The 11830-nt window shown below is 61.5% G+C and carries 15 protein-coding genes; all 15 read left to right on the forward strand.

Features of this window, described 5'->3' with window-relative positions; all coding sequences use genetic code 11:
• Positions 1-67 precede the first annotated feature (67 nt).
• Genes MY052_RS04700 through MY052_RS04770 form a run of 15 tightly spaced genes read left to right on the forward strand, consistent with a single transcriptional unit; the run spans position 68 to position 11828 of the window.
• Positions 68-1441: a cobyrinic acid a,c-diamide synthase CobB gene (locus MY052_RS04700; RefSeq protein ID WP_248538291.1), complete on the forward strand. Its 1374-nt coding sequence runs from the start codon at positions 68-70 to the stop codon at positions 1439-1441.
• Entirely contained in the window at positions 1438-2397 is a 960-nt protein-coding gene (gene cbiB, locus MY052_RS04705) for an adenosylcobinamide-phosphate synthase CbiB (protein WP_248538292.1), read from the forward strand. The genes MY052_RS04700 and cbiB overlap by 4 nt, the downstream gene beginning before the upstream one ends.
• Positions 2398-2407: 10 nt before the next feature.
• The gene (locus MY052_RS04710) at positions 2408-3043 is read left to right on the forward strand and encodes a cobalt-precorrin-8 methylmutase (RefSeq protein WP_123650632.1); all 636 of its coding nucleotides are present in this window, start codon (positions 2408-2410) and stop codon (positions 3041-3043) included.
• Positions 3040-4179 carry a cobalt-precorrin-5B (C(1))-methyltransferase CbiD gene (gene cbiD / locus MY052_RS04715; protein ID WP_248538293.1) on the forward strand — a complete coding sequence of 380 codons (1140 nt, stop codon included), beginning with the start codon at positions 3040-3042 and terminating at the stop codon, positions 4177-4179. Before MY052_RS04710 ends, cbiD begins: the two co-directional genes overlap by 4 nt.
• Positions 4173-4778 (forward strand): cobalt-precorrin-7 (C(5))-methyltransferase, encoded by a 606-nt coding sequence (locus tag MY052_RS04720; RefSeq protein ID WP_248538294.1) that lies wholly within the window; start codon positions 4173-4175, stop codon positions 4776-4778. Before cbiD ends, MY052_RS04720 begins: the two co-directional genes overlap by 7 nt.
• Positions 4768-5337, forward strand: coding sequence for a decarboxylating cobalt-precorrin-6B (C(15))-methyltransferase (locus MY052_RS04725; RefSeq protein ID WP_202217256.1), 570 nt, complete (start codon positions 4768-4770; stop codon positions 5335-5337). Before MY052_RS04720 ends, MY052_RS04725 begins: the two co-directional genes overlap by 11 nt.
• Positions 5330-6103 carry a cobalt-precorrin-4 methyltransferase gene (locus MY052_RS04730; RefSeq protein ID WP_035895333.1) on the forward strand — a complete coding sequence of 258 codons (774 nt, stop codon included), beginning with the start codon at positions 5330-5332 and terminating at the stop codon, positions 6101-6103. The genes MY052_RS04725 and MY052_RS04730 overlap by 8 nt, the downstream gene beginning before the upstream one ends.
• Positions 6084-7145, forward strand: coding sequence for a cobalt-precorrin 5A hydrolase (cbiG, locus tag MY052_RS04735; RefSeq protein WP_248538295.1), 1062 nt, complete (start codon positions 6084-6086; stop codon positions 7143-7145). Before MY052_RS04730 ends, cbiG begins: the two co-directional genes overlap by 20 nt.
• Positions 7139-7864, forward strand: coding sequence for a precorrin-3B C(17)-methyltransferase (locus MY052_RS04740; protein WP_123650626.1), 726 nt, complete (start codon positions 7139-7141; stop codon positions 7862-7864). The genes cbiG and MY052_RS04740 overlap by 7 nt, the downstream gene beginning before the upstream one ends.
• Entirely contained in the window at positions 7861-8661 is an 801-nt protein-coding gene (locus MY052_RS04745; RefSeq protein ID WP_248538296.1) for a cobalt-precorrin-6A reductase, read from the forward strand. The genes MY052_RS04740 and MY052_RS04745 overlap by 4 nt, the downstream gene beginning before the upstream one ends.
• The gene (gene cbiK / locus MY052_RS04750) at positions 8658-9437 is read left to right on the forward strand and encodes a sirohydrochlorin cobaltochelatase (protein ID WP_248538297.1); all 780 of its coding nucleotides are present in this window, start codon (positions 8658-8660) and stop codon (positions 9435-9437) included. The genes MY052_RS04745 and cbiK overlap by 4 nt, the downstream gene beginning before the upstream one ends.
• Complete coding sequence (locus tag MY052_RS04755; protein ID WP_202217261.1) at positions 9434-10147, forward strand: cobalt-factor II C(20)-methyltransferase; 714 nt, start codon at positions 9434-9436, stop codon at positions 10145-10147. The genes cbiK and MY052_RS04755 overlap by 4 nt, the downstream gene beginning before the upstream one ends.
• The gene (cbiM, locus tag MY052_RS04760; protein WP_035895321.1) at positions 10144-10881 is read left to right on the forward strand and encodes a cobalt ECF transporter S component CbiM; all 738 of its coding nucleotides are present in this window, start codon (positions 10144-10146) and stop codon (positions 10879-10881) included. The genes MY052_RS04755 and cbiM overlap by 4 nt, the downstream gene beginning before the upstream one ends.
• Before the next feature lies 1 nt (position 10882).
• Positions 10883-11164: an energy-coupling factor ABC transporter substrate-binding protein gene (locus MY052_RS04765; RefSeq protein WP_035895318.1), complete on the forward strand. Its 282-nt coding sequence runs from the start codon at positions 10883-10885 to the stop codon at positions 11162-11164.
• Positions 11151-11828 (forward strand): energy-coupling factor ABC transporter transmembrane protein, encoded by a 678-nt coding sequence (locus MY052_RS04770; protein ID WP_248538898.1) that lies wholly within the window; start codon positions 11151-11153, stop codon positions 11826-11828. Before MY052_RS04765 ends, MY052_RS04770 begins: the two co-directional genes overlap by 14 nt.
• Positions 11829-11830 lie beyond the last annotated feature (2 nt).

An 11830-nucleotide genomic window follows, 5' to 3' on the forward strand; every position in this document is an offset into this window, starting at 1 on the left:
TCGCACAGTCTCCGGACTGGGCGTACGCACGGCTATACCCAAGTTCCACCCTGAATAGGGTCAGGGTATGGCAGCCAGACAGCATGCATTCGTTCTCGCCGGCACCGGTAGCGGCTGTGGTAAAACCACGGTAACGCTCGGCCTGCTGACGCTGCTTCAGCAGCGCGGCCTGCGGGTGCAGCCCTATAAAGTGGGGCCGGACTACCTCGATACCGGCTGGCATACCGCGCTGTGCGGCGTTGCCTCCCGCAACCTCGATGCATTCATGCTACCCACCGCCATCCTCAATGCGCTGTTCAGCGAACATATGCAGCAGGCCGATATCGCCGTCATTGAAGGCGTGATGGGCCTCTATGACGGCTACGGCACCGACCCTAACTATTGCAGCAGCGCCGCGATGGCCAAACAGCTAGGCTGCCCGGTGATTTTGCTGGTAGACGGTAAAGCGGTATCCACCTCCATTGCCGCCACGGTAATGGGCTTTCAGCACTTCGACCCGAGCCTCAATATCGCGGGCGTTATCGTTAACCGCGTCAACAGCGAGAGCCATTTCCAGCTACTGAAAAGCGCCATTGAATGCTACTGCGCGCTGCCTGTGCTGGGCTACGTGCCGCGCGCGGAAGGCGTGGCGCTGCCCGAACGCCATCTGGGGCTGGTGACCGCCAGTGAATCCGCGATTGATAAGCAACCGTGGCAGGATTTTGCGGCAACGCTTTCGCGCACGCTGGATATCGGCAGGTTACTGGAACTCACTGAACTTCATGCGCTGCCCGCCGGTCAGTGGCCGCAGGAACCGCTTTGCGGAGACGGGTTGACCCTGGCGCTCGCCGATGATGAAGCCTTCAACTTCTACTACCCGGACAATCTGGCACTGCTGGTGCGCGCTGGCGTGAAGATTGTGCGCTTTAGCCCGCTGCATGACGAGGCGCTCCCCGACTGCCAGATGATCTGGCTCGGCGGCGGTTACCCGGAACTGCACGCCCGTGCTCTCGCAGATAACCAGTCAATGCTGACGCAGCTACGCGCGGCGCACGAACGCGGCGTGGCGATTTACGCCGAATGCGGCGGCCTGATGTACCTTGGCACCACGCTGGAAGATAAGAACGGTGATACCTACGCGATGGCCGATATTCTGCCCGGCCACAGCAAAATGGGCTCCCGACTGACCCGCTTTGGCTACTGCGAAGCGCAGGCGCAGCAGCCAACGTTGCTCGCTTCCCCCGGCGAAGTGCTGCGCGGCCACGAATTCCACTACTCCGATTTTACCGCCCAGCTCCCCGCAGTGATGGCGTGTCGTAAAACCCGCGACGGCGCGGTGCTCCAGCAGTGGACCGGTGGCTGGCAGCGCGGGAATACCTTTGCCAGCTACCTGCACCTCCACTTTGCTCAGAACCCGTCGATGCTGAACCACTGGTTTGCCGCCGCAAGGAGCGCCCAATGACGCTGCTGGCCTGGTGCCTGGCCTGGGTGCTTGATTTCATCATCGGCGACCCGCACAGCTGGCCGCATCCGGTGCGCTGGATAGGCAACCTGATTAACGCCGTGCAGCGCGCGGTGCGCAGAGTGTGCCATTCCGACCTTGCGCTGCGTATTGGCGGCGGGGTGATGTGGCTGGCGGTCGTGGGGCTGACTTACGCCGTTGCCTGGGGCGTGTTGCACCTCGCCGCGAGCGTACACCCGTGGCTAGGTTTTGGCGTTGAAGTGTGGATGATTTTCACGGTGCTGGCCGGGCGCTGCCTGGCGCAGTCGGCGCAGGCGGTCGAACGTCCGCTGCGGGCAGGCGACCTTGCCGAAAGCCGTATCAAGCTATCGTGGATTGTCGGGCGCGATACCTCACAGCTACAGCCGGAACAAATCAACCGCGCGGTGGTAGAGACGGTGGCGGAAAACACCGTCGACGGCATTATCGCGCCGCTCTTCTTCCTGTTGCTCGGCGGTGCGCCGCTGGCGATGGCCTACAAAGCGGTGAACACCCTCGACTCGATGGTGGGCTACAAGCACGAAAAATACCGGGCAATTGGCATGGTCAGCGCACGTCTCGACGACGTGGCGAACTTCATTCCCGCTCGTCTGAGCTGGCTGCTGATTGGCCTTGCCGCCTTTATCTGCCGCGATAACGGCGCGCGCGCGCTGCGTATCGGCTGGCGCGACCGTAAAAACCACAGCAGCCCCAACTGCGCCTGGTCTGAAGCGACCGTCGCCGGCGCGCTGGGCATCCGTCTTGGCGGCCCTAACGACTATTTTGGCGAGCGGGTGAACAAGCCGTGGATTGGCGACGAGCATCGCCCGATTGCCATTGATGATATTTCCCGAACGATTCGACTGATGTGGGTCGCGTCAACGCTGGCCCTGCTGCTGTTTATGGCGGTCAGGTTCTGGCTTATCGGCGCGTCCTGAGGAGCACTGCATGAACTATATCCAGCAACCGCAAGCGATTGAGAGCAAAAGCTTCGAGATTATCAGCGAGATTATCGCGCAAACGCGCCCGGAGTATCGCTTCGCAAGCCCACTGCACGAAGCGATTATCAAACGGGTAATCCATACCACCGCCGACTTCGAGTGGCTGGATATTTTGTGGTTCTCGCCGGATGCATTAACCCGCCTGTGTGAGGCGCTAAGCCGCCCGTGCACGCTCTACACCGACACCACCATGGCGCTTTCCGGCATCAACAAAAACCTGCTGGCCACCTTCGGCGGCGAGTGCCGCTGCTACATCAGCGACCCGCGCGTGGTGCGCGAGGCTAAAGCGCAGGGCATTACCCGCTCGATGGCGGCGGTGGACATTGCCGCCAAAGAAGAGGGCGACAAAGTGTTTGTCTTCGGCAATGCGCCAACCGCGCTGTTCCGCCTGATGGAGCATAAAGCGCTGGAGGTCGGCGGGGTGATTGGCGTGCCGGTCGGGTTCGTGGGCGCGGCAGAATCCAAAGAGGCGCTGAGCAAAAGCAGCCTGCCGGGCATTGCCGCGTTGGGGCGTAAAGGCGGCAGCAACGTCGCGGCGGCGATCGTCAACGCCATTCTCTACCATCTGCAGGGGGCGCGATGAGCGAACCCGCCTTCGACGCTCCGGTGTGGCATAACGGCAAAGCGCTGCGCAAAGGCTACACCACCGGCTCCAGCGCCACGGCGGCGGCGAAAGTCGCCGCGCTGATGGTGATGCGCCAGCACCTGATTCACCAGGTCTCGATTGTCACGCCGTCGGGCGTGACGCTAAACCTGAATGTCGAATCCCCGCACGTCGAAGGCCAGCAGGGTATTGCCGCCATCCGCAAAGACGGCGGCGATGATATCGACGCCACCCACGGGATGCTGATTTTTGCTCGCGTCACCGTCAATGACAGCGGCGAGATTACCCTGCGCGGCGGCGAAGGTGTTGGCACCGTTACCCGCAAAGGCATCGGGCTGCCCATCGGCAGCGCGGCGATTAATCGTACCCCGCGACACACCATTGAAACCGCCGTTCGTGAAGCCATCGGCCCGGCGCGCGGCGCAGAGGTGGAGATTTTTGCCCCAGAGGGCGAAGAGCGAGCGAAGAAAACCTATAACGCGCGGCTGGGCATTCTGGGCGGCATTTCGATTATTGGCACCACCGGCATCGTGACGCCGATGTCGGAAGAGAGCTGGAAACGATCGCTGGCGTTGGAACTGGAGATGAAACGTGCCGCCGGGTTGGAGCGCGTGGTGCTGGTACCGGGCAACCACGGAGAGCGCTTCGTACGCGAGCAGATGGGCATTGACTCGCAGGTGGTGGTCACCATGAGCAACTTCGTCGGCTACATGATTGAAGAGTCGGTGCGCCTTGGCTTTCGCCAGATTGTGCTGATTGGCCACCCCGGCAAGCTAGTCAAAATCGCCGCCGGGATTTTCCACACCCACAGCCATATCGCCGACGGGCGCATGGAGACGCTGGTAGCCCATCTGGCTCTGCTCGGCGCGCCCCTTGAACTGCTCACTCTGGTGAGCGAGTGCGACACCACCGAAGCGGCAATGGAACATATTGACGCTTACGGCTTCCAGAAAATCTACAACCACCTGGCCGAGCGCATCTGCCAGCGCGTGCTGGAGCGGCTGCGCTTCACGCAAAATCCGCCCATCTGCGATGCCATCATGTTCGCCTTTGATAACCAGATCCTCGGCAGCAACCGCCCGGTCAACGAGATCGTCAAGGACATGCAATGTTAACCGTTGTCGGAATGGGCCCGGCGGGCGTACAGCTGATGACGCCGCTGGCCGTGGAGGCAGTGAAACAAGCCGATGCGCTGGTCGGCGGCGTACGCCATCTGGCGCAGTTTCCTGAGTTTGGCGGTGAACGCTGCCCGCTGGGCGCCAATATTCCCCAGGTGCTGGCGTGGATTGAGGCGCGACAGGCACAAAACGTGGTGGTGCTGGCCTCCGGCGACCCGCTGTTCTACGGCATCGGCACGCGGCTTATCGCCCATTTTGGCCGTGAAAACGTGCGGGTGATCCCCGGCGTCAGCGCCGTGCAATACCTGTGCGCGCAGGCGGGCATTGATATGAACGACATGTGGCTGACCAGCAGCCACGGGCGCGAGGTGGATTTCGACATGCTGGCGAGCCACCGCAAGGCGGCGATGGTCACAGACAAACGCTGCGGCCCGAAAGCCATCGCCGCCGAACTGGTGGCGCGCGGTAAGGGACACCGCTGGATGGTGATTGGCGAAAATCTGGCGCAGGACAACGAACGCATCCACTGGCTGCCGGTTAGCGCCGTGGAGAGCGACTATGAGATGAACACGGTGGTGATCCTCGATGAAAGATGAGCTGTTTTTACGCGGCGAAAAAGTGCCGATGACCAAAGAGGCGGTGCGCGCGCTGGCGCTGTCGAAGCTGGAGCTGCATCGGGCCAGCCACCTGATTGATATCGGGGCCGGAACCGGCAGCGTCTCCATTGAGGCGGCGCTGCAAAACCCGACGCTTGCCGTTACCGCCGTTGAGCGCAACCCGGCGGCGCTACGCCTGCTGGCGGAAAACTGCCAGCGCTTTGCCTGCGGCAATATCAACGTGGTCGCAGCCGAAGCGCCTGACGTTAGCGTTGAGCCCGCCGACGCCATCTTTATGGGCGGCAGCGGCGGCCATCTGCGGGCGCTGATTGACTGGTCGTTGCACCATCTTCGCCCCGGCGGACGGCTGGTGATGACCTTTATTTTGCAGGAGAACCTGCATGAGGCGCTGGAGCATCTGCGCCAGACCAACGTCACGACGCTGGACTGCCAGCAATTGAGCGTTTCCGCAATGACCGCGCTCGGCAGCGGCCACTACTTCAAACCGAATAATCCCGTTTTTGTTATCGCCTGCCAGAAGGAAGAACATCATGGCTGAAGCCTTTGACCCCCGCAGCGTCTGGTTTGTGGGCGCCGGTCCCGGCGACCGCGAGCTTATCACCCTGAAAGGCTACCGCCTGCTGCAACAGGCGCAGGTGGTGATTTACGCCGGTTCGCTGATTAACCCCGAACTGCTGAGCTACTGCCCGGCGGAAGCCGAGTGCCACGACAGCGCCGAGCTGCATCTTGAGCAAATCCTCGACCTGATGGAAGCGGGCGTAAAGGCTGGAAAAACGGTGGTGCGCCTGCAAACCGGCGACGTGTCGCTGTACGGCTCGGTGCGCGAGCAGGGCGAAGAACTGACCCGTCGCGGCATTGACTGGCAGGTGGTGCCGGGCGTCAGCGCGTTTCTCGGCGCGGCGGCGGAGCTAGGCGTCGAGTACACGGTACCGGAAGTCTCGCAGAGCCTCATCATCACTCGCCTGGAAGGGCGTACGCCGGTGCCAGAGCGCGAACAGCTGGAATCCTTTGCCCAGCATCGCACCTCAATGGCGATTTACCTCTCCGTACAGCGGATCAACAAAGTCGCCGAGCGGCTGATTGACGGCGGCTACCCGGCGACCACGCCGGTGGCGGTGATTTACAAAGCCACCTGGCCCGAGAGCCAGACCGTACGCGGCACGCTTTTGGATATCGCCGATAAAGTGCGCGACGCCGATATCCGTAAAACGGCGCTGATCCTGGTCGGGGATTTTCTCGGCGAGGAATACCACTACTCGCGCCTTTACGCCGCAGATTTTAGCCATGAATACCGCAAGGCCTGAGCGCATTGCGCTGTTCTGTCTGACCCCCGGCGGCGTGGCGTTGGCAAAACGGCTTAGCGCCGCACTGCCGATGACCTGCTATACCCGCGAAGGGCTGGTGGAGCCGGGATTTCTGCCGTTTGACGGTGGCTTTTCTGCCAGCGTCGGCCAGGCGTTTCACCGCGAGACGGCGCTGATTTTTATCGGTGCAACCGGGATTGCGGTGCGCACGCTCGCACCGCTGCTGGTGGATAAATTCCACGACCCGGCGGTGGTGGTGATAGATGAACGCGGCCAGCACGTGATCAGCCTGCTCTCCGGGCATATCGGCGGGGCGAACAACCTCGCCCGGCATCTGGCGGGCATTCTCGGCGTTGACCCGGTTATCACTACCGCCACAGACGTTAACGACGTGGCGGCGCTCGATACGCTGGCCTGTCAGCTCAACGCGCGGATGCACGACTTCCGCTCGGCGGTGAAAACCGTCAATCAGATGCTGGTCAGCCAGCAGCGGGTGGGGCTGTGGTGGGACGAGTCGCTAACGGATGAAGTCAGCCGCTGTGACCGACGCGGATTTATCACCGTAACCGATCTGAACGCGCTCCCACCACTGGACGCGCTGGTGTGTATCACCCTGCGCGATACGCTGCCGGAGCTGCCATTGCCGCACTGGAAGCTGGTGCCACGGCGCATTGTGGCGGGCATCGGTTGTCGCCGCGGAACGCCCTGCGTGCTGATAAGCGAACTGCTCCATCGTCAGTTTGCCGCGCATCACCTCGACCCGCTGGCGCTGAAAGCCATCGGCAGCATCGTGGTGAAGCAGGATGAACTGGGGCTGATTCAACTCGCCAGCAACCTCGATGTGCCGTTTGAAATTTTTAGCGTGGCCGCCCTGTGCGAACACGAACACCGTTTTCCCTCCTCGCTGTTTGTGAAGCAAACGGTCGGCGTGGGCAGCGTTTCTGGTCCGTCGGCGTGGCGGATGAGCAACGGAAATCTACTAGGCGAGACCCTGCGTGAACAGGGCGTCACCATCACTTTGGGAGTCACTGACAGATGTTAAGCGTAATTGGAATCGGCCCTGGCTCGCAGGCCATGATGACCATGGAAGCCGTTGAGGCGCTGCAGGCGGCGGAAATCGTCGTCGGCTACAAAACCTATACCCACCTGGTGAAGGCCTTTACCGGCGATAAGCAGGTGATCAAAACCGGGATGTGCAAAGAGATTGAACGCTGTCAGGCGGCGATTGAGCTGGCGCAGGCGGGGCACAACGTGGCGCTGATTAGCAGCGGCGATGCGGGCATTTACGGCATGGCGGGGCTGGTGCTGGAGCTGGTTAGCAAACAGAAGCTGGACGTGGAAGTGCGCCTGATCCCGGGCATGACCGCCAGCATTGCTGCGGCCTCGCTGCTGGGCGCGCCGCTGATGCACGACTTCTGCCATATCAGCCTGAGCGACCTGCTCACCCCGTGGCCGGTGATTGAAAAACGTATTGTCGCCGCCGGGGAAGCCGACTTCGTTATCTGCTTCTACAACCCGCGCAGCCGGGGCCGCGAAGGGCATCTGGCGCGCGCCTTTGAACTGCTTTCCGCCGTTAAAAGCGCCGATACGCCGGTGGGCGTAGTGAAATCAGCGGGGCGTAAAAAGCAGGAAAAATGGCTCACTACGCTCGGCGCGATGGACTTTGAACCGGTGGATATGACGAGCCTGGTCATCGTCGGCAACAAAACCACCTATGTGCAGGATGGCCTGATGATCACGCCTAGAGGCTACGTGCTGTGAGTTTCGGTGACGTGCTGGTGGTGGGCGGCACCAGCGATGCGCGTGCGCTTTGCCTACAGCTTGATGCCGCACAGGTGCACTACACCGTATCGGTGGCGACGCCCACCGGCGAAGCGCTAGCGGGCGATATTCAGGGGCAGGTGCGCTGCGGTCGTCTGGAGCGGGAGGAGATGGTCGCCTGGCTTCGTGAACACAACACGCGCTGGGTGATTGATGCGTCGCACCCGTATGCCGAAGCGGTCAGCCGCAACGTGCTGGACGCCTGTTCGCAAGCGGGTGTCCTGCTGAGCCGCTACCAGCGCCCGGACCAACTGGATGAACTGACGCACCCGCTGCTGCACTACGTCACCGGCATTGATGAAGCCTGTGAACGGATCAAACCTTTAGGCCAGCGCGTGCTGCTGACCACCGGCAGCAAAGATCTGGCGCGGTGGCGCGCCGGGCTGCCGGAAAAAACGCTGCTGGCCCGCGTGCTGCCGGTGCCGAACGTGGTGCAGCAGTGCGCCGACCTCGGCTTTGGCGTGGGCGAGATTTTTGCCCTCTGCGCGCCGTTCAGCGCGGAATTTAACGCCGCGTTTTACCGTCACTGCCGCGCCGACGTGGTGGTGACTAAAGCCTCCGGCGCGGAAGGCGGCTATCAGGAGAAGGTTCAGCCCTGCCTGGACGCCGGACTTCCCTGCATCGTGATTACCCGTCCGGCACCGCTGGTGTCCGGCGACGAACTACTGGAAAGTCAGTCCGCCTTTGCCGAGCGCTTAGCGCGCTGGTTGGCCGACGACAAAAGGAATCAAGCATGAAAAAAGCCCTATTGGTGGTGAGCTTCGGTACCAGCTACCACGATACCTGCGAGAAGAATATTGTCGCCTGTGAACGCGAACTGGCAGCTAGCTGCCCCGATCGTGACCTGTTCCGCGCCTTTACCTCGGGCATGATTATCCGCAAGCTGAAAGCCCGCGACGGCATTGAAACCGATACGCCGCTTGAGGCGCTGCAAAAGCTTGCTGACCTCGGCTATGACGATGTGGCGGTTCAGTCGCTGCACATCATCAACGGTGACGAGTACGAGAAAATTGCCCGCGAAGTGCAGAGCCTGCGCCCGCTATTCAAACGCCTGACCCTCGGCACGCCGCTGCTGAGCGGCCACGATGACTACGTGCGTCTGATGGAGGCGCTCACTCAACAAATGCCCGCGCTGAACGCCAACGAAAAGGTAGTGTTTATGGGCCACGGCGCGAGCCACCACGCCTTTGCCGCCTACGCCTGCCTCGACCATATGATGACCGCCCAGCGCTTCCCGGCGCGGGTCGGCGCGGTGGAGAGCTACCCGGAGGTGGAGGTGCTGATTGAGAGCATGAGCAAAGAGGGCGTCAGCGCCGTACACCTGATGCCGTTGATGCTGGTGGCGGGCGACCACGCCATCAACGATATGGCCTCCGACGAAGACGACTCGTGGAAGACGCTGTTTAACGCGGCGGGCATTCCGGCCACGCCGTGGCTGTGCGGGCTGGGCGAAAATCCGGTGGTGCGCGCCATGTTTGTTGCGCATTTACAGCAGTCTCTGGAGGCAGCATGAGCGGCAAACTGTATGCCCTGAGCACCGGGCCGGGCGCGTCTGACCTGATTACCGTTCGTGCGGCGCGCATTCTGGGATCGCTGGATATTCTTTACGCCCCGGCAGGGCGCAAAGGCGGCGACAGCCTGGCGCTCTCTATCGTGCGCGAATACCTCGGCGAACAGACCGAAGTACGCTGCTGCCACTTCCCGATGAGCGCCGACAGCGCCGAAAAAGAGGCCGTCTGGGATGACGTTTCGGCGGCGCTGGTGCGCGAAGTGGAAGCCGGGAAAAACGTCGGCTTTATCACCCTCGGCGATGCGATGCTGTTCAGCACCTGGGTCTTTTTACTCCAGCGCATCGGCAGCCCTGAGTGGCTGGAGATTGTGCCCGGCGTGACCTCGTTCGCCGCCATTGCCGCGCGCAGCAAAACGCCGCTGGCGATGGAGCAGCAGTCGCTGGCGGTGGTCGCCTGCACCGCGCCGGAAGACGAGATTGAACGCGCGCTGGCGCAGCACGACAGCCTGGTGCTGATGAAAGTCTATGGTCGTTTTCCGCGCATCAAAGCGCTGCTGGCAAAGGCAGGACTGCTGGATAACGCGCTGTTGATGGCCGAGGCGACGCTGCCAGGTGAGCAGTGCTGGCGGCATTTAGGCGATGTCGATGATGGCCTGCCATTACCTTATTTTTCGACCATTTTGGTCAATAAACAGTGGGAGCAAGGAAAATGAAACTGGAACAACAGCTGAAGCGGTTATCGCTCAGTGGATTAGCGGCGGCGATACTGCTGCTGGTGGTGCCGCAAGAGGCCTTTGCGATGCATATTATGGAAGGCTTCCTGCCGCCGATGTGGGCGCTGGCCTGGTGGCTGCTGTTTCTGCCGTGCCTGTGGTACGGGCTGGTTCGCCTGCGCCGCATCGTGCAGGAAGACAGTAACCAGAAGGTGCTGCTGGCGCTGTGCGGGGCGTTTATTTTCGTGCTCTCGGCGCTGAAAATCCCGTCCGTCACCGGGAGCTGCTCGCACCCGACCGGCGTGGGGCTGGCGGTTATCCTGTTTGGGCCGGGCGTGGTGGCTATTCTCGGCGCTATCGTGCTGCTGTTCCAGGCGCTGCTGCTGGCTCACGGTGGCCTGACGACGCTTGGCGCTAACGGCATGTCGATGGCGGTAATTGGGCCAATCGTCGGCTATCTGGTGTGGAAGATGGCCTGTAAGGCCGGGTTCCGCCGCGATGTGTCGGTGTTCCTGTGCGCCATGCTGGCGGACCTGGCGACCTACTTTGTCACCTCTCTCCAGTTGGGCGTGGCCTTCCCGGATCCGCAGGCGGGCTTTGTGGGATCGAGCCTGAAATTTATGGGGATCTTCTGCCTGACTCAGGTTCCTATCGCCATTGCCGAAGGCTTGCTGACGGTGATGATCTACGACCAGTTAACCAAGCGACAGCTGATCGCCACTGAGGGGCGCTAAGATGAAAAAGACATTAATCCTGCTGGCGATGGTGATTGCGCTGGTTATCCTGCCGTTCTTTATCAACCACGGTGGTGAATACGGTGGTTCTGACGATCAGGCTGAAGGCGTAATTACCGCCGTTGATCCAGGCTACAAACCGTGGTTCCAGCCGCTCTATGAACCGGCAAGCGGCGAAATTGAAAGTCTGCTGTTTACCCTGCAGGGCTCCCTCGGCGCGGCGGTGATTTTCTATATTCTCGGCTACTACAAGGGCCGCCAGCGCCATGATGACCGGGCTTGATAGGCTGAGTTACCAAAGCCGCTGGTTTCACGTGCAGCCAGAGCGAAAGTTTCTGCTCTGGCTGCTAATGATGGTGCTGGCCTTTAGCCTGCCGCCGCTGGGGCAGGCGCTGTTGATGGCGCTGACGGCGGGTTTTACCTGCTGGCTGCTGCGTATCTCTCTATGGCGCTGGCTTCGCTGGATGGCGCTGCCGCTGGGCTTTCTGCTGGTAGGCGTGGTGACGATTGTTTTTAGCTTCAGCCGCGACCCGCACGCGCTGCTGGTGAGCGTGCCGCTGGGTTCGTTCTCGCTCGGCGTCACCGCCGCCGGGCTTGCGACAGCCAACGCGACCTTCTGGCGCAGCCTGGCCGCATTATCCGCGACCTTTTGGCTGGTGTTGAATCTGCCGTTCCCGCAGCTTATCGTGCTGCTCAAACGCGGACGGGTGCCGCGCCTGCTGATCGAGCAGATCCTGCTGACCTGGCGCTTTATCTTTATCCTGCTGGACGAGGCGATGGCGATCCACCGGGCGCAGACGCTGCGCTTTGGTTATCGCAACGTCCGTCTGGGCTACCGCTCGCTGGCGATGCTGGTCAGCCTATTGTTTACGCGCGTTTTAATCCGCTATCAGCAGATGAGTACCGTACTGGATATCAAACTGTATCAGGGTGATTTTCACCTCTAAGG

Source organism: Kluyvera ascorbata, from assembly GCF_023195735.1.
GTDB lineage: Bacteria > Pseudomonadota > Gammaproteobacteria > Enterobacterales > Enterobacteriaceae > Kluyvera > Kluyvera ascorbata.